13 protein-coding genes and 1 other annotated feature are annotated in these 19,936 nt (G+C 40.9%); of the genes, 10 read left to right on the top strand and 3 right to left on the bottom strand.

All coding sequences use genetic code 11. The features are described 5' to 3' along the window. Positions 1-105: 105 nt before the first annotated feature. Positions 106-334 (bottom strand) — a binding site (T-box leader). A gap of 111 nt (positions 335-445) precedes the next feature. Further along, positions 446-1,327 (bottom strand): GRP family sugar transporter, encoded by an 882-nt coding sequence (locus tag ACSVI6_RS06200; RefSeq protein WP_491716582.1) that lies wholly within the window; start codon positions 1,325-1,327, stop codon positions 446-448. Positions 1,328-1,352: 25 nt separating this feature from the next. Continuing rightward, the gene (locus ACSVI6_RS06195) at positions 1,353-3,617 is read right to left on the bottom strand and encodes an ATP-binding cassette domain-containing protein (RefSeq protein WP_491720655.1); all 2,265 of its coding nucleotides are present in this window, start codon (positions 3,615-3,617) and stop codon (positions 1,353-1,355) included. A gap of 65 nt (positions 3,618-3,682) precedes the next feature. Here ACSVI6_RS06195 and ACSVI6_RS06190 point away from each other — a divergent pair, with 65 nt between their 5' ends. From ACSVI6_RS06190 to ACSVI6_RS06145, 10 genes are all read left to right on the top strand, one after another. Further along, positions 3,683-4,144, top strand: a complete 462-nt coding sequence (locus tag ACSVI6_RS06190; protein ID WP_491720654.1) for a winged helix-turn-helix transcriptional regulator — start codon at positions 3,683-3,685, stop codon at positions 4,142-4,144. Positions 4,145-4,230: 86 nt separating this feature from the next. Next, on the top strand, positions 4,231-4,866 hold the full coding sequence (gene hxlA, locus ACSVI6_RS06185; protein WP_491720653.1) for a 3-hexulose-6-phosphate synthase: 636 nt from the start codon (positions 4,231-4,233) through the stop codon (positions 4,864-4,866). Between the two features lies 1 nt (position 4,867). Then, a complete protein-coding gene (gene hxlB / locus ACSVI6_RS06180) occupies positions 4,868-5,404 on the top strand; it encodes a 6-phospho-3-hexuloisomerase (protein WP_491720652.1) in 537 nt (178 codons plus the stop codon). A gap of 124 nt (positions 5,405-5,528) precedes the next feature. Continuing rightward, entirely contained in the window at positions 5,529-5,888 is a 360-nt protein-coding gene (locus tag ACSVI6_RS06175) for a hypothetical protein (protein ID WP_491716577.1), read from the top strand. 71 nt (positions 5,889-5,959) lie between these two features. Next, positions 5,960-6,808 carry an aldo/keto reductase gene (locus ACSVI6_RS06170; protein WP_491719685.1) on the top strand — a complete coding sequence of 283 codons (849 nt, stop codon included), beginning with the start codon at positions 5,960-5,962 and terminating at the stop codon, positions 6,806-6,808. Positions 6,809-6,872: 64 nt separating this feature from the next. Continuing rightward, a complete protein-coding gene (locus ACSVI6_RS06165) occupies positions 6,873-8,834 on the top strand; it encodes a collagen binding domain-containing protein (protein ID WP_491720651.1) in 1,962 nt (653 codons plus the stop codon). 150 nt (positions 8,835-8,984) lie between these two features. Then, positions 8,985-13,562, top strand: coding sequence for a beta strand repeat-containing protein (locus ACSVI6_RS06160; protein ID WP_491720650.1), 4,578 nt, complete (start codon positions 8,985-8,987; stop codon positions 13,560-13,562). Between the two features lie 176 nt (positions 13,563-13,738). Then, positions 13,739-16,672 (top strand): mucin-binding protein, encoded by a 2,934-nt coding sequence (locus tag ACSVI6_RS06155; protein ID WP_491720649.1) that lies wholly within the window; start codon positions 13,739-13,741, stop codon positions 16,670-16,672. A gap of 90 nt (positions 16,673-16,762) precedes the next feature. Then, positions 16,763-17,941 carry a DUF3290 family protein gene (locus ACSVI6_RS06150; RefSeq protein WP_491720648.1) on the top strand — a complete coding sequence of 393 codons (1,179 nt, stop codon included), beginning with the start codon at positions 16,763-16,765 and terminating at the stop codon, positions 17,939-17,941. A 140-nt stretch (positions 17,942-18,081) separates the two neighbouring features. After that, entirely contained in the window at positions 18,082-18,942 is an 861-nt protein-coding gene (locus ACSVI6_RS06145) for a metallophosphoesterase family protein (protein WP_491716571.1), read from the top strand. Between the two features lie 42 nt (positions 18,943-18,984). On the opposite strand, the gene pnuC is transcribed toward ACSVI6_RS06145, so the two are convergent. Further along, entirely contained in the window at positions 18,985-19,788 is an 804-nt protein-coding gene (pnuC, locus tag ACSVI6_RS06140) for a nicotinamide riboside transporter PnuC (RefSeq protein WP_491720647.1), read from the bottom strand. Positions 19,789-19,936: the final 148 nt, after the last annotated feature.

Genomic DNA, 19,936 nt, shown 5'->3' with positions numbered 1-19,936 from the left:
TTTTTGAAACCTAACTGTGAATTAATAATCTGAATCGGACTAATGTCGCTTTCCAATGAAACCACCCCCTTAAATTGCAATAAAAAAAGCACCCTTATCCAAAAGAATAAGGGTGCTCACACACGGTACCACCTTAATTACGAGCACAAAAACACTCGTCGCTAAATACGTACTAACATACGCTAACGCTGTAATGGGCGTACCCAATGTAGATTACTGATTTCGTCACATTGCTCGAAAGTGATTGTTCGTCATGAATATGAATACTCCCTCTCACCTAACGGAGCTCGCTGAATTCGCCATCATGATTACTTTTCTTTCTCAAAGCATGTCTCTTTTATTTATAACAATCATATCGGTAAAATGATTATAAGTCAACCTTTTTTTAATAAAAAAATTAAAATAAAATTAAAAAAGTTGGACGCTTGCCCAACTTTTTTTAATATTATCTAATAAAACTAGTCATAATCCCACCAATTAACACCATGGCGACACCACCAACTGTATAAACTAGTGCCTTGCCAGTCTTGTGTTCACGAAGAATGACCAGCCCACCGAACGTGGAAACCACCACGCACATTTGGGAAAGGGTGAATCCAGTTGAAACCCCGTTTAAGGTAATCGAGATTAAGTATCCAGCCGTCCCAATCCCTGAGTTAAATCCGGTCAGGATGTTTTTGAAGGTGGCCTTTTGAAACAGGGGCTTTTGTTCGCGAAAATCCTTGATCAAAAGCGAAAAGATAATCGCACCAATAAACATCCCTAACGATTGGGGTGGGAACGTCGACCAACCGTCAGAACCAGTAATCTTAGGGAAGGTTGAACAGGCAGTGTACCCAATTCCAGAACCGACGATCAATTCGATCAAGCTCTTGGTAAACTCACGCTTGCTGATCGAATTTTCATGGCCACCATTACCGGTTCTAGTGGTTAATACGACCCCGATAACCACTAGGATCACGGCGGTAAAACCGATACCCTTTGCAAAGCCAGATTCCCAACTACCAAAGAAGAGGACTCCAATGATGTTAACCCCGACTAATTGAAGGCCAGTAACGATTGGGGTGGTGGTCGAAACCCCTAGCTTACGGAATGCATTGTACTGAGTCAACTGTCCAAGCGACCAGCAGGCCCCACCCAAGACACACCAGAATACATCATCTACGGTGATGGTTGGCTTTTTGATCAACCACACTAGGATTCCAACAACGAGGGCTCCATAAGTCGTTCCCAATAGTTGTTGGATCGGCTTACCACCCATGAAGTGGACCCACAACGGGGTGATTCCCCAAAGCAATGCGGGAATTAATCCAATTAGAATATCCAAAATCTTTCCTTCTATCTATAAAAAATTAGCTACGCAGTCTATTATACTCCAACATGGCTTGGCCAGTAACCGATTTTTTAGATTTAATCGAATCAATTGGCGTTCCCGAATAAAGGATTTCACCACCGTAGCGCCCCGCTGCTGGGCCGACATCGATTAGCCAATCGGCGGAACTGATCACTTCAATGTTATGTTCTACGATGATCAATGTGTTATTAGCAGCCACGAGTTCCTTGAATAACTTAATGATCGTGCCAACATTGAACATGTGCAATCCAGCGGTCGGTTCATCCAAAAGGTAGATTTTACCCGTTTGATTCAATTGCAAGGCAAGCTTTAGGCGTTGTAACTCCCCGCCAGATAGGGTATCTAATGATTGACCGAGTGAAAGGTAGTCCAAACCGACCCTTTGCATATTGATTAATGGTTTTTCGATTTTGGCGGTTTGCTTGAAAAACGGAATTGCCTGGGCAATCGACATGTTCAAGACTTGGCTGATGTCTTTACCCTGGTATTGATATTTGAGGGCTTCGTCGTTGTAGCGTTTCCCGTTACATGCCTCACAGGTCTGAATAACTGGGTCCATGAACGCCATGTTGGTGATCACGACACCCTTCCCCTTACAGACGGGACACTTTCCCTTTCCGTTGTAGCTAAAGAGGGTCCGTGAAACATGGTTGGCATCGCCGAACAACTTGCGGATCTCATTTAAAATATCGAGGTAGGTGGCAGGAGTGGCGCGAATATTTGCACCGACTGCGTCTTGTGATAGGTCGATGTAAGGTTCGGTCAGGTGGTCCTTGATGGCTTGCATCAACGAGCTCTTTCCTGAACCAGCGACCCCAGAAATGACGGTCTCAACACCGAGGGGAATTTGGACGCTGACGTCTTTTAGGTTGTGGACTGAGACGTTTTTTAAATCGAGCGTCTGGGTAGCTTTACGGGGGTGTTCATTAAATTTTAATTTAGCGCGCAGGCATTTACCCGTCAACGTGTCTGATTTTAAGAGTTCATCATAGGTACCGTCAAAGGTAATGTGGCCACCTTCCGCTCCCGCTTTAGGGCCGATCTCAACGACGTATTGGGCAATCGGAATCAATTCTGGATTGTGTTCGACGATCAAGACCGTATTGCCATTATCGCGCAACTTGGTCAGGGCGTGTTTGATCAACTGGATGTCCTTGGGATGCAGACCGACACTGGGTTCGTCTAGGATGTAGACCATATCGACTAGCGAGCTGTTCATGAACTTTGCGATCTTGATCCGCTGGGTCTCACCGCCAGAAAGCGTTTCGGTCGTCCGATCCAAAGTCAGATAGCCCAGCCCCAAGTCGATCAGTGATGCAATCTTGGTCGATAGTTCGCGGATAATTCCTTGGACCAACGGGGTCTTGATGGTCTTTAAAAATGCGAGACCGTGAATTAGATCCATCTGTAAGACATCAGCAATGTTCTTGCCGTTGATCTTACAACCCAAGACCGGCTTTCTGAGCTTGGTACCATGACAAACTGGACAGGCGTGGTGGTCAACGATTTCTTGGATCGCCTTTTGGTGGTGTTTACCCTCGGCACTGTTGATGATCGAACGTTTGATCCGCGGGATTAATCCTTCATATAAGATGCTCTTCCGCCAAATCTTTGGGGCATCCGTTAGCTTTTGTTGGGGAGCGTACAACAATAGATCTAATTCGTGCTTTGTGTAGTCCTTGATCGGTTTATCGTTATCGAATAATCCCGTGTGGGCATAGCGGTTCCACCGCCACGTGTGCGGACCGAAACTAACGAAGGTGATTGCCCCTTCATTTAATGATTTATTGTAATCTAAAATTTTGTCGGGATTGATATCATCAACATAGCCCAGTCCTTGGCAGTTCGGACACATCCCCTGGGGCAAATTAAATGAGAACGTATCTGAATACCCGACCCAGGGCTTACCGTCCCGTGAGAACAACAGGCGCATCAATGAATAGATTCCAGTGTATGTAGCAAGTGTCGAACGCGGGTTCTTGCCAATCTTTTTTTGTTGAATCACGATCGCAACGGGGAGGTTATCGATCTTATCAACGTGGGGTTGACCATACTTAGGTAGGTATTGCTGGGTAAAACTAGGGAACGTTTCGTTCAATTCCCGCCGTGAGTTAGCGGCGATTGTATCAAAAACCAGTGATGATTTTCCAGCCCCAGACAAACCGGTAAAAACGGTAATTGCGTGCTTATGAATCTTTAAACTAATGTCTTTTAGGTTGTTCTGATGTGCATTATGAACAACGATGAATTGACTTTCGGACATAAAACTTCCTCCTCAATTAATTATTATCCTAATCTTATAATTAATGCAGGGGTTGGGCAAAGATAATGAACTCAAAGGCAATTGAGCGTAAAATAGATAGTTCAAAGGGAGATGAAGATTTCATGGAAACTGATATTCGCCAAGACGTGCGCAACAAGTTGCAGTCTGGTAATTTTGATTGTGCCAAGGAACTAACGCTTTCGATGTTCAGCGGAAAGCATAAAATGTATATTTTATGGGAACTGCGGCATGGGGATGCGATTCACTTTAACCAATTTACCAGAATTATTCCAAACGTTAGCCGCAAGGTATTGACCAATCAACTCAACGAATTGATCCAAGATAGCATCGTTGAAAAACACGATTACAACGAGGGCAAGGTCAAACGGGCCAGCTATCAATTGACCGCGATCGGGAAGAGTCTGCTGCCGATATTGACGATGATGTATGAATGGGGCGAAAAAAGGATCGATCAATTAAAGCTGGATCCAATCTATCAGACCAAGAATTTTCATCCGAACGTCTAGGTAGTTACCTAAAAGTAACTAATTGTTAGTAAGTAACGTCTCTGATATCCTACTATTAAATCATAAATTAATGGAGGAATTATTATATGAAGTTACAATTAGCAATCGATTTAGAAGACGTGGATGGCGCAATCGAATTGATCAAAAAGACCAAGGACAGTGTCGATGTCTTTGAATACGGGACCCCGTTAGTGATCAACTTTGGTCTAGAAGGATTTAAGAAGATTCGCGACACGTTCCCAGACATCACATTACTAGCTGATGTTAAGATCATGGATGTGGCAGCTTACGAAGTTGGCCAAGCAGTCAAGTACGGCGCAGACATTACCACCATCTTAGCCGCCGCAGAAGATCAATCGATCAAGGATGCCGTGGAAGAGGCCCATAAAGATGGCAAGGAACTGCTCGTTGACATGATCGGCATCGAAGACGTGGCAACGCGGGCGCGTGAGATCGATGCAATGGGGGCTGATTACATCGCCACCCATACTGGTTATGACTTACAAGCATTAGGCCAAACCCCATTCGAAACGTTTAACACGGTCAAGGCAAACGTGAAGAACACGAAAACCGCCGTGGCTGGTGGGATTAAGCTTGATACAGCCGCTAAGATCATTGCCGAACAACCAGACCTATTGATCGTTGGTGGTGGAATCGCGACTGCCGATGACCCAGCAAAGGCGGCGCGTGAAATTAAGACCATGATCGAAACGGGTGAATAAATTGCCAACTAGTTCATGGAAAACGATCTTAGCAGAATTAAATACTGCGGATGTAGAAGTTGATGACGCTGCGCTGACCTTGATCCATTCTGCTGAGCGGATTTTCGTTGCTGGGGCGGGACGTTCTGGGTTGGCCAGCAGTGCATTTGCAATGCGGATCGGTCAGCTCGGTAAACCAGTCACCGTGGTGGGGGAAACGACGGCCCCAGCGTTTACGAATGCCGACTTATTAATTGTAGCTAGCGGTTCGGCTAAGACGCCATCGATCGTTGCACTGGTGCAAAGAGCGCAGCAGTTGGGCGGTCAAGTCTGGCTACTGACGGCGACAAGGGACAGTGAGTTAGCGCATTTCGTTGATCACGTTACCGTTTTACCTGGCAAGGGTAAGTTCACAACTAATAAGGATACGGTCCAACCGATGGGCGCACTTTTCGAACAAGCGGTGTGGCTGTTCGGAGATTCCGTTACCTTAGAATACATGCATCAGTACCAAATCACTGAGCATGCGATGCAACTCAACCATGCCAATTTAGAATAATCTTTGAATCGGTTGATTGTGAAATCAACCGATTTTGTTATTAAAAAGTAAAGAGTGAGCATATTTCAGCATTTCACAATCATTCCTTGTTATAATTTAGTTACAAGTAAAGGAATGATTATTAATGTACAAAGAAAAAGTAATTGAAAAAATTGAAGAAGATTTTATGGATAAGTTTTATAATCAACAAAAGCCCAACACGGATAGTCGGGTTTCAGTTACACTAGCAAATGAAGAATTTATTAATCTCGCCAAAAGTATTCATGCTGAATACGAAGATGACATTAGTCGGGACGAATATGTTGCAGAACTTGTGAAGTTAGATTGTAACCACCCGAAGGGGATTTTTAATTTTGCAATTAATGTTGAAGAATATGGATATGTAGTTCCTGATTTTGCCCAAAAGGCTGATAATAATAATTTAATGTTGACCCAATATGGGGAAGCTCTGTATGGAACGCTTAAGTTCGATAAGGGTGAATAGTGAACTAATATTGATGATTCGTGGGATCGCTTTGAGCGGTCCTTTTTTGTATCTAATCAGGAGGCTTTTAAATGAAAAAAATTAATTTTAATGGCGTTTCACTACCAGCAATTGGCATGGGCACTTGGCACATGGGGAGCACAGAAGCTAATTATGCGCAACAAAAAACGACCTTACAATTCGGGATCACACATGGTGCGACCGTCATCGATACCGCTGAACAATATGGGAATGGTGATTCAGAACGGTTAGTGGGGGATGTCATCAAAGATTTTGATCGGGATTCGTTATTCATCATCTCCAAATTCTACCCATTCCATGCGCAGCGTAAGCAAATGCAAAAAGCACTAGATGATAGTTTACAACGGCTTGGGACTGACTACTTGGATCTATACCTCTACCACTGGCCAGGGAGCACGCCGTTAGCCGAAGTTGTGGATAACATGGTGGCCATGAAACAAAGTGGCAAGATCAAGCACTGGGGGGTCTCGAATTTTGACCTTAGTGATATGCAAGAGCTTTGGGCGGTCCCACATGGTCAGGAGGTAATGGCAAATGAAGACCTTTATAACATTGGTTCACGGGGGATCGATTATGACTTACTGCCTTGGCAACGCGATCATAAAGTACCGTTGATTGCCTATGCACCGATCGATCAGGCTGATCGCCGCGGGGCTAAGATTACTAGGCAACAAGCATTGGTGGAAGTGGCACGGCGGCATAACGCGACTGAATTTCAGATCATGTTGGCCTGGGCGATCCGCGATGGCCAAACCCTGGCGATTCCACAAACCAGTGATGAAGACCATATGCGATCCAATCTTGCGGCCGCAGACATTGCATTGAGTAGTGATGATCTAGCATTGTTGGACCAGGCATTTCCAAAGCCAACCAGTAAAAAATCGTTGGATATTATTTAATGTACGATGATTGTAATAGCAATCGCTTTAATATATACTTTTTTACGGATAAGGAGGTGTAATTTTGAAAAAACAGTCAATTTTAAAAAAGAGTTTTTTAATGTTTTTATCATTAGGTTTTATTGCGTTATTTAGTTTGTTTTTAGGAACGCAAACGCATGCTGATAATACCAATGCTATGTTGCAAGATTCGTTTGTAACTGGAGCCAGCATTTCTGGAAATAAGGATAGTTCTGGAAACTACGACTACTATAAGGGAGTCAACGCCACTTGGGGTTTCAATATTCCAGCTGGTAAGGCCAAGAACGGTGATCAAATTACCGTTACGATCCCCCCACAGCTGAGGGTGCAAAGTGACTATAATTTTGATATCGTTGGTAAAGATGGCAAAACGTATGCAAATGCAGCTGTTGATGCATATAATAATAAAATTACCATTACTTTTAACTCCAACGTTGATAATCTGAACTCAGATGTTACGGGTTCCTTTACAGTCGGGGTGAATTGGGTATCTAAAGAATCCACTTTTCCGCAGACGATCACCATTAATTGGCCAGTCACAGGGAATGTTTCATATAACGTTGCAGGGGCTGGGACTCCTGACAGTAGTGAAAAAGTATTTAAGTATGGATATGCAGATACATCTGATCCGTACTTAATTCACTGGGTGGTTAGAGTTAATTATGCTCAAGCACAAGTGGATAATGCCGTTTATACTGACACGCTAGGTGATGGTCAACAACTCATTCCTGGTTCTGAAAATGTTACAAAGGTGACTTTCGATCCGGACGCTAATTGGGACGGCTTACCATATAAACCGATTTCAACGGTTGACGCCAGTGCCATTACTGAAGGCAACGGCGGTTTTAACGTTCAATTGGGGAATATTAATAGCTTATATGTGGTTACTTATGACACGCGAGTTAATGATGATGGTAAAGCTAAAGATTATGCGAATACCGGGGTCCTAAGTGGTAGTAATATTTCTAGTCAAACGAAATCAACAACGGCTGAAATTCAGACCGGCTCTGGAACATTGAATAATTTATTCAACGAAACTGGTAATAAGATCTGGCAGGATAATAATAATCAATATAAGGTTAGACCATCTTCAATCGTAGTGTACTTATTTAGAAACGATATACAGTTCCTAAGCCAAACGATTTCAGCGGATAATAATTGGCGTTATAGTTTTAATGATTTACCAGTTTATGATAAGAGTGGTAAAGCGTACAAATACGCAGTTAATGAAAATAGTGTTCCTAACTACGTTACTAGCTATTCTAGTAGCGGTAGTGACATGGATATTATTAATTCATATAGTGCAAGTAGTTCTGCATCTACTGGCAGTGATTCAGGAAGTTCTGGTGGCTCAACTAGTTCTAGCAATAATGCTAGCAGCACTGATTCTACTGGTAGTTCTAGTTCAACTGACAGTACGGGAAGTTCAAACAATACTTCTGGTAGTTCAACTGCTAGTTCTACTAACAGCGGCTCTAGTTCAACTAGTTCGCAAAGTTCGACTAGTTCTACGAACAGTAGCTCTAGTACAACTAGTTCACAAAGCTCGACTAGTTCTACGAACAGTAGCTCCAGTTCAGCTAGTTCACAAAGTTCTAACAATACTTCTTCTAGTAGCAGTGCTTTAAGTAGTAGTTCCACGAGTAGTTCTAGTGCATCTAGTTCCAATAGCAGTTCAACTAGTTCAAGTCAATCAAGTTCAAGTACCACCAATAGTAGTAGCGATTCAATGAGTAGTGATAGCTCATCCAGTAATAGTGATTCATCCTCAAGCACTACTAATTCACAAAGTGACTCTAGTACACCTGTCGGTTCAAGTGATTCTAGTAGTTCAGCATCCGTAGTGCATGGGTCTTCAAGTAATAATTCATCTAATCGATCAAAACCAAACATTAATCGGCTCCCACAAACTGGCGATACGAATAATCTTTACGTTTATCTATTAGGAATTTTTATTCTAGGACTCGCTGCATTATTGATTAGAAAGACATTTAAAAATAAATAATTAATTTTATAAAGGATCGTCAGCTATTAAATTAAATGGCTGACGGTTTTTATTATAAATAACAATTTTTAATATCCATTTTTGGTGTATTATATTTTGCATTTTATTTTAAATAGATTAAAATTGTATTAAGAAAAGGGTGTGATATAAATGTTAGTTAATAAGTTAAAATATCGGAAAACCAAAGAAAAAAAGGTTTTACATAAAGTAAAGAAACAATGGGTTGTTTTAGGGACAGCAGCCTTAACGATTTTAGCTGCAGGAGCTGGTTCGCCAGAAGTAGTGAATGCGGATGCTAACGTTAGCTCGAACCTAACTAACAATCAGACTAGCAGTGGGGATGAGGGATCTTCGGCGGAGACGACTAAGAGTAGCGCTGCTGAATCATCAAGTGGCAGTACTTCAACTAGTAGTGCATCCACAGGTAGTAGCGCAAATTCATCAACTGATAGCAATGCTACTAGCAGTAGCGCTAGTGTAACCACCAGCAGCACTGCTGTAACTAGTAACGACTTTCAAGTAAGCGCACCATCATCAACGCCTGCTGAAGACGGATTGTTGGAATATCGGTTAGAGGGAGTAGATGCTGCCAGCACGCCTGATTCCAATGTTGTAAGTAATGCTTCATTGGTGGATAGTGCGCCATCAATTGAAAAAGCATTTTATGTTGGTTCTGGATACTCATATACTGGAAATAATTCCAGTACGACCTATAGTTTTTTCATGCAGCATGCTCTTAGTGGGGCTGCTAGTGTTTATAACGCTAAAATGACTCTTCAACCAGCAAGTAAAACCATCAATGGACAAACTTATTCATACAATGAAGCGATTGTATTTGCTAACGATGCAAGTGGCAATCCATTCTTTACCAGTGGTGCTGCCAGTGCATTTTCTAATTTGAGTGTTTACTACGCTGATAGTGCAAATAGCGTTATTAGTAGTTCGGCAATCCCTAGTGATCAAATGGGAAGTTACTTTACGTTTATTTATTCAAATGCTGATTTCTCATCTAATAGTACAGCGTCGGTGTTGTTATTTAGCATGCCTTCCGACTTTAATAGCAATATTGATTTGAAGCTAGGTGAAACGGCTGGCTGGTCGATTACTTTTGACCACAGTGCTGGATTGAATTCCGATTATAATTCAAGAGCAGCTAATGATCGTAATACTAATAACCATTCTGATCCTACTATTAGCCCAGTTGGTGGTGGTGCTTCATTTAATCAAGATGTTGGTTCAGTTGCAACCTTCGATTATCACTTTGCAGGTAATTCATCCGCTAATGGGCTTCCTTCCACTCAGTACTTAACTGGTAGTTATATTTATTCTGGTAATAGCTTCTCAGTAGCCGTGCCATCTATTGCTGGCTACACGTTCACTAGCGCAGCTGCTAACGTGGGTAACGTTAGTGCGTCCGCAGATGCATCTGGATCTAGTTACGTCACTGGAACGATTGGCTATATGCAGTTGGTTTCTTTATACTATAATCCAGTTACGGTTTCAGATACCTTTAATTTCTATGATGAAAATAATTCGAATGCAGCATTGCCAAGCGCTTCTTCGGTAACGGTAAGTGGTGATTATTCATCTGCAGTCGGTAGTTTAGCATTACCAGCTGGGTATGAATTAGGCTCCAATGCTGATAACAATTCTTTAAATGGCTTGACCTTCGGGACTTCTAACGCTACTTATTCGGTTTATTTGAAACACCAGATCCTGTCTTATTCTGCTGGAGTAAGTGGGGTTGCGGATGCTACTAAATCACAAGCATATACTAGAACCGTTAACTACGTAGACAATAATGGTAGTGCAATTAGAGCCGCATCGACTTTCACTTCTGCATTTACCCAGACTGCAACTTCTTATGATGCAGTTACCAAGCAAGTAACTGCTTATGGTGATTGGACACCGGGCTCATTAGTATTTCCAGCGGTTTCAGATTCGATTACGGGATACACGTTAACAAGCTCTGCTCCTGAACAAAACGTTACTTTAAACGATAATGAATCTGCATTCTCCGTGAATGTTGTTTATTCAGAAAACTCAGTTGCTGATACCTTTAACTATGTAGATTCAAACAACAGCGTGGTCGCCTCGGTTAGCGTTTCAGGATACCCGGATAAATATGTTGACACTACTAGCCTGTTGAGTTCAGCACCATCAAACTATGTCTTTGCATCAGGTGCCAATACCTCCTTTTCTGGCTTGAAATTCGGAACCAGCGGTTCCACATACACGGTTTCATTGGCTGATAAGACCCAATCATTCTCAGCAGGTGACAGTGACTTTAGTGGCACCAACCTTTCCGCAGGTGACTTTTCAAAGACCGTTACCCAAACGGTAAGTTACTTGGTTTCTGGTACTAATACTCCAGTGCAATCAGCAACGTCATCTTCAGTAACGTTCACGCGTGGTGGAACTTATAACTACGTAACTAAGTCCACTGCTTATTCTGATTGGTCTCCATCTAGTGCATCTTTCTCATCAGTTGATACTTCAGTAGCTGGATACACGGTTACTTCATCCGCAGCTGCACAAACGGTTTTGGCAAACGATTCTAATACTGCAGTATCAACAGCGGTGCTTTATTCAGAGAATTCAGTTGTTGATACCTTTAACTATGTAGATTCTAACAACAGCGTGGTTGCCTCAGTTAGCGTTTCAGGATACCCAGCTAGTAGCGTTAACACCACTAGTCTGTTGAGTTCAGCACCATCAAACTACGTCTTTGCATCCGGTGCGAATACTTCCTTTTCTGGCTTGACATTCGGATCCAATGGTTCCACATACACGGTTTCATTGGCCGATAAGACGCAATCATTCTCAGCAGGTGATAGTGACTTTAGTGGCACCAACCTTTCCGCAGGTGACTTTTCAAAGACCGTTACCCAAACGGTCAGTTACTTGGTTTCTGGTACTAATACTCCAGTACAATCAGCAACATCATCTTCAGTAACGTTCACGCGTGGTGGAACTTATAACTACGTAACTAAGTCCACTGCTTATTCAGATTGGTCTCCATCTAGTGCATCTTTCTCATCAGTTGATACTTCAGTAGCTGGATACACGGTTACTTCATCCGCAGCTGCACAAACGGTTTTGGCAAACGACTCTGATACTGCAGTATCAACAGCGGTGCTTTATTCAGAGAATTCAGTTGTTGATACCTTTAACTATGTAGATTCAAACAACAGCGTGGTTGCCTCAGTTAGCGTTTCTGGATACCCATCTAGTATTGTTGACACCAATAGCCTGTTGAGTTCAGCACCATCAAACTATGTCTTTGCATCAGGTGCCAATACTTCCTTTGCTGACTTGACATTCGGATCCAGTGGTTCCACATACACGGTTTCATTGGCTGATAAGACCCAATCATTCTCAGCAGGTGATAGTGACTTTAGTGGTACCACCCTTTCCGCAGGTGACTTTTCAAAGACCGTTACCCAAACGGTTAGCTACTTGGTTGCTGGCACTAATACTCCAGTACAATCAGCAACATCATCTTCAGTAACGTTCACGCGTGGTGGAACTTATAACTACGTAACTAAGTCCACTGCTTATTCAGATTGGTCTCCATCTAGTGCATCTTTCTCATCAGTTGATACTTCAGTAGCTGGATACACGGTTACTTCATCCGCAGCTGCACAAACGGTTTCAGCAAATGATTCTAATACTGCAGTATCAACAGCGGTGCTTTATTCAGAGAATTCAGTTGCTGATACCTTTAACTACTACGATGGCAATAGTGTCGTTGGATCAACAGTTACCGTTTCTGGTTATCCATCCAGTGTGGTTGATGTAAAAACGATTACTGATTCCGTTCCTGAAAACTATGAATTAGCTTCAGGAGTAGCTAAATCTTTAGATAGTTTAACGTTTGGCACCTCTGCAGGATCATATGCAGTTTCGTTAGCTCACAAGACCAAGACGTTCTCTGCTGGTGATACTAACTTTAGTGGAACTAGCTTTTCTGCTGGTGACTTTACACAAACTTACACGAGAACGGTTAATTACTTGGTTTCTGGGACTAATAATTCATTGCAGCCAGCAACAACGGAGACGGTAACGTTTACTCGTGAAGGCGTTTACGATTACGTTACTAAGCAATCTAGCTATACTAGTTGGAGTCCAGAAAGCTCTTCTTTTGCCGCAGTCGCTCCTTCAATTAGCGGTTATCAAGTAGTATCATCAGCACCAGTATCAACAGTTAATCCTAATGGTGCCGACTTTACATCTAGTGTTGATGTTACCTATTCTAAGAATCCGGCGGCATCATCTACGAGTGCCACCCAGTCTTCATCATCCGATGATGGCTATGTATCTTATGCTAATAGCGTTGGTAGATTGTCTGGAGCTTTTGTGATCTCATCATTGAATGGTAGTTTTGTGACTGATAGCAATTATTCATCAGCTAGCGCTACTTCGACAACTAATGCTTCATCATCGAATGATAGCTCATCATCTGCCGTTGGTTTTGTCCCATCAACTGATTTTCCACAATATATGGAAAAAGTTAAAAATGATTCATTATCAAAAGCATCTGAATTTAAGCGGGGCACGGGCACGACTAAGGAAGAAGTTACCAAGGCTAAAAACGCAGTTAAGAAGGCTAAGGCAAAATTAGCAAAGGCTAAAACAGCTAAGGCTAAGAAGACTGCTAAGGTTAAATTAGCCAAGGCCGAAAAGAAATACACTAAGGTTGCTAAGTTGTACGCTGCTGAGAAATAATCTAATTATTAGCAACGATAACTTAAGTTCTAATTTATGTTAATTTTGATTACCAAAAGCACCCATCGATAATTTATATTGATGGGTGCTTTTTGGTGTCTTTTCATTTACAAATAATATAAAATTGTATATAACATATTATGTAGGAAAGGACTGTGATTAAAGTGATTAATAAAATGAAATATCGCAAAGTTAATAACAAAAAAGTATTACATAAAGTAAAGAAACAATGGGTCGTCGTAGGGACTGCAGCATTGGCATTGATGGCGGCAGGAGCTGCTCCTGAAGTTGTTCATGCTGATACTTCAGCAAACGTTTCCAGTAGTCAAGCTAATAGTAGCGCTGTCGATTCAGCGAATGATTCAAGTGCGGGAAGTAGCACTGCTTCTTCGGCATCATCAGCCACTAGTAGTGATACCAATAGTTCAACAAGTGCTTCAAGTGTGGCTTCTGCTAGTTCATCAGCACAAAGTGAATCTAGTAGCAGTGCCCAGACGAGCTCCAGTTCCGATTCAGCATCTCAATCATCTGCTGATGACTTACTATCATATCGTTTAGGGGTCGAAGACACCGCTAGTTCGACAGATAGACCTACTGGATCAGCTGTAACGAATGTTTCGCTGGTATCTAGTGCGCCAGCAGCTTCAAACCAGTTAGCACCATCTGCATTCTATTCTTTATCTGGCAGTAGCGTTTCATTGGGATTTTCCGTTAGTGGCACTAATTCTGCTGTTTACCATGCAGCTGTAGCGAATGGGTCTGACAACCTGGTTTACGCTAATAGTAACGGAGTTTCTCCAGTTAAGGGAATTGCTAACCTAGTTCAACACCAATTGATTAATGGAACAGAAACTTCTTCTTCCGTTGATGCAAGTAGCTATGTTTCCATTAACTATAGTGCTTCCACTACGACTGCACCAGGTTCAACCTACACAATTGTAACGATTAGTCAGGGCCCACTAGTAACTAGTGCTAACGGCTATTATTATGATGGCGATAAATCATGGTGGACGTTCGATGTTCAAAGTAATACCGCCTTCAGTAGTGCGAATGTTGGACCAATTCAACCCACCGTTGGGGTTTCTAAAGTTCAACCCACTCCAATCGTTGTTAATTATGTAGAAGGTGGCAGTATCTTTTCGAGCGCATATGTAACTGCTGATAACCTATATGTTGGTAATTCATACTCGGTTAATGTTGATACTCCTAGTGGGTACACTTATTCTAGTGCTACGAATAACGTTAGTAAATCGATTTTTGCTTCAGGGAACACCGTTATAAATTCTGGAATTACCTATAGTAATTATGCTACTAGTCCTACGATTACTGTTTACTATAATAAGACCGCTGCGACCAGTAGTGCATCAAGCAATACTAGCTCTGCAGGTAGTAATGCATCGGGCAGTTCAAATTCAGCCACCGTTAGCGGAAGTGTTAAATTAATCGATACAGCGAATAGTAATGCGGTAATTGGTGGGGTCAATTATAGTGGTGTAATCGGTGGAGCGGTTAAATACTCTGTTTCAAGTGCAGTGCAAAGTTTGGAAAATATTGGTTACAAGCTGATCACTGATGCAAGCAAGGTGCCATCATCAGATCAAATTATTTTAAATGCTGATAACAATAACTATGAATTTGATTTTACCCACAGTACAGCATCTTATACCGCTGCAGATAGTAGTTTTTCAAATGGGGTTACTAAGGATAACTTAGCTAAGACCTTTACTAGAACGATTAACTACGTTGATGCTAATGGTAAGCAAGTTGCTAATCCAGTAACACAGGTTGTATCTTACACTCGTTCTGCAACTTATGATTATGTTACTAAAGTGATCACTTATACTAATTGGCAGGTAACTGGGAGTGCTAGCAGTTTTGCCGCTGTTACATCACCATCGGTTGCAAGCTTGACACCTTCACAAAGTTCAGTTGCTGCTGTTGATGTTCCAGCAGATTATAAGTACAGTCAAGATAATATTACCGTGACTTATGGAACGGGCAGTTCTGCTTCATCATCTAGTACCAGCAGTTCGACCTCATCCGCTAGTTCTACGGCATCTTCGAGTGCCAGTGGCTCTTCATCCGCATCGTCCAGTGCTGATTCGTATGCTATTTACAGTTATAATTCGACTAATTTACCATCTGGCTTAAATGCTTCTGACTTAACGCGGACGTTTAACAAGTCATTTAGCCTTTATAATAACAGTGGTCAAATTATTAAACAGGTCTCAGTTCCAGTAACTTACTATCGTTCAGCTGTTTATAAAAATGGGACTTTTACAGGTTACTCACTAGATAAGAGTGGGGTCGCAAATGCCCAAACAGCTGTTGATGCTACTGGTAACAATGGAAATGAATGGTTTACGAATAGTAATTCAGTTACCCAAAGCGCATTGCTCAGTGCATTTGGTAGCGACTACAGTCTTGATGTTTTAAGTAATTGGCAGAGTGTTGTTAATGACTTGACTAGCAATAATGGATCATTATTTGCATACAAGTCAGTTACCCATGCTAATGATAGTACAAGCACTAGTAGTTCTAGCTCCGATACTAGTTCATCTGCATCATCTTCTTCATCAAGTGCTTCTAGTTCCAGTTCATCGACTTCAAGTAGTTCTGCAACTAGTTCAACCACTAGTGATGCTTCTAGTGCTAGTTCATCAGCTACTTCAAGTGCTAGTGATTCAACGGCTACTAGTACTACTGATTCATCGACTGCTACTGACACTAGTACCAGTGATTCAACTGCAGATGACGATACGAGTGATTCTGACTCATCAACAACTTCAAGTGCAGATGATGACACCACTAGTGATGATAATAGCGCTAGCGATGGAAGCACTGATGTTAAGGATGATAATACTACCTTGAGTTCAGATGATGGTACTGATGACACTAACAGTGCCGATGGTTCCACTACTGATAAAACTAGTTCAACCAGTACCAAGAGTGCGGGTACCAATGGCACTAGCGCAAAGAATAGTAGCAAGAAGAGTAAGCTACCACAAACAGGTGAAGAGAATGACGTTCAAGCAGAAGTATTGTTAGGATTGATCATGCTTTCATTTGCGGGCATCTTTGGTGGCCTATATATCAGAAAAAGAAATTAATTAATTTTTAATCAACAAGAGAGGGATGCCGTTATGATTTTGGCATCCTTTTTGTTTGAATATTAAAATAAATCAGAACGTAAGAAGTGATTGGCTATCAAATTTTATTCATATCAATATTTAACTCATAATTCACACCTATTAGATTACTTGTTTATTGGTTTGGGCTTGTTAATTAGTTTAATGATTATCGTGATTGGAATTAAATATTCTAAGGATCGAACTAATTTAAAATTTCGCAATATCCTAATTGTAATGTTCGCATTTGCGGCGGCAGTGATTTGCTTGGAGGTTGGCAAGCTGCAAAATCAGGCATCTACACAAAGTGATGCGATTCAAATTGCTAGAATTATGCAAAAAGTAAGTCAGGATCAACATGTTTCGCTTAATAATATCTACTCCAGTTCCCCGACGATTAGCAAGCAACTAGTCATGAAGGTTAACGATAAATACTATGAGGTCGATATTAATTCGACGACTGATGTTTACTCAACTAAGCGGGTGCATCCGTTTGCGAATAAAATCGAGTATGTAAAAAAGGGTGGTTTAAACTTAAGCGTTAGTGGCAGTCAATATCTAAACATTGCTGGAAAACTATTGATTGGTTTTTTAATGTTAGTATTCCAGATTAACCTTTCTGGTAAGGGGAACTTGGATCCAGCCAATGCAGTTGATGAGTTGCAAAACTACGTCTTAGGTGGAATTGTTGGGGGAACCGTTTTTAACCTTAGCATTTCGATTTTGGAATTTATTGTCATCGTTCTGATATGGACAATGATTATTTTTAGTAGCAAGGTCTTGATCAACGAAAGCGATTTCTTTAAAAACTTGATGAACGGAAGCCCGAAGGTATTAATTAATAAGGGGCGGATTGATGTTGCGACAGCACTTAAAAGTGGGGTTTCTGCAAGTGATCTAGTGTTCAAATTAAATAATTCTGGGGTGAATGATTTACAACAAGTTAGCAAGGTCACCTTGGAACAAAATGGTGAATTGAATATTAATAATTACCATGATACGACAACTAATTTACCGATTATTACCGATGGGAACGTTAATGAGGACGTTTTAGATCATATTCAGAAAAATCAAGATTGGCTAATGCAACTGTTAGCCAAACAACATCATGACATTAAGGATGTTTATTTAGGACAAATTATTAACGGTGATTTAGTATTGACGCTTTATCCTAAGCAGGGAACTCCATTGATGAAGTTCTTACCAAATGAGATTATTCATTTAAGGGATGTATTAACTAAGCGTAAATAATTAAAGAGCAGCTGCTCATATTTGGGCAACTGCTCTTTTTGGTTATTACGAAAAAAATACAAATAATTTACTTAATTTATAATTTAAAATGATAATCTTTTAATGAGGAACTTATTAATTACGAAGGAAGCGTGGCGTTATTGGCATACAGGATAATTCAGATCACTGATACTCATTTACACAATACTAACGGAGTCAAGGAAATGCTACAGCAGTATAGTCCGAACGATAAGCTGCAATTGGTATTTGATGACATCTTTAAGCATCGCAATGATTATGATGCCTCGTTGATTGCGATTACTGGTGATTTGATTCACGAGGGGAATAAGTTAGACTATAAGAACTTAAGAAAATACCTAAATCAGCAAAGTGATCGAATTGGGGTGCCAATTTTCGTTACTTTAGGGAATCATGATCGCACTAGTGAATTTTTTAGTGGGTATTTAAATGAACCAGCAAAAGATCATTATTATTATAAAATTGAGATTGATGATTATGACCTTTACTTTTTAGATACTAAGTTTAAAAATATGTCGCAAGGCTATTTAGATGCGAAGCAACTAACTTGGTTAAAGGCCGAATTGTTAAAATCCAGTAATCCCCATTCTTTAATGTTTATGCACCATCCTTCGGCAGGCGTTCCAATGGGTAACATGAATTTTAGTATTTTACAAAATAGTGATGAATTGTACGATATTATTCGCGGATATAACGTGCTAGGGATGTTTACTGGGCATGTTCATTTTCCAGCAATCTTTTATCGGGAGGGCGTAATGAATGTGATTGGTGATTCTACTGCATATCACATTGATTGTCGTAATGCCCATGATCATGTTTATAAAGATTCAACTAGCTATAACATCGTAGACATTGATGGCGATAATATCGGGGTACGCAGCGTCTATTTGGTTAGTGACAATAAATTCGTTGATAATGTTAATGGCCATATGAAAATTGGGAGTACTGACTTTGTAGATAAAGATGTCTTTACCGAGTCATAGTAAAAGGGATTCCACTTTATAGTAGAATCCCTTTTATTATCATTATTCAACCTGAGCTTGTTGTTTTAATTTTTGATTCCAAACGTACCAACCAAAGAATGAGTTCACGTTGCAGGCAATGAACAACATAATCATGATGGGGTTGAAACTAACCGTCCAAAGAACGATTTCCAATGAATTTCCAATGATCCAAAGAATGAATTGGCTACTGCTGAAGCGACAAATAAGCAGGATTTGAGCAAAGACCTGGACGACCGTGCTCATTGAATCAATCCAAGGATGGGGATCTAAAGTCGGTGTGATCAATGGGACCCGTTGTAAAAACATTCCCAAGATGACCCAGCCAACGAGTACGGCAACTGTTAGGAACAACCAGCCCCGCACAGACAGTTCCTTGACCTGAACTTCATTGTTATCCCCCACGGGATGTTCAATATTACGCTTGTTCCATGCATAGATCCCAACAAATTGAGAAATAAAGAAGTATGTATATAGATAAACTTCACCGTATAGATGTGCTTTGAATGAAACGTAGATGTAAGTGATGTTGCTAAGCATTCCCCAGAAAAAATTCGTCATGTTACCATCTGAGTCTAATACGACACTCATGATGTTCGTGACACCGGAAAATAAGCTGACTAACCCGATAATCGTTAAATCAGGGGCAATTGAAAAGTGATTATTATTAAACAGTAAGAACCACGAGCAGACCTGTAGAATTAGTAGGACTACTAATTCAATTAACAATGGTTTACGCATGTTTTGTACTGCTGAGGCTAATTTGGTAGGGTGGCTAGCCAATTGCCATCCAGATTTAAAAATCTGCCACTTGGAATTTTCTACCATTACCAACACTTCCTAATTAATATTGAGTTTAAAATAATTTTATGCCTGCTTTGATAGCAATGTCAATAAAAAATGTGAATGCTTTAGCCATTGTTGTTATGGTATGAAAATCAGGTTTATATTTATTGATTTTAACAATCACCATTAA

Source organism: Nicoliella sp. ESL1106, assembly GCF_058509965.1.
The sequence above is the reverse complement of the archived record's forward strand: the minus strand, read 5'-3'. Positions and strand labels throughout refer to the sequence as shown.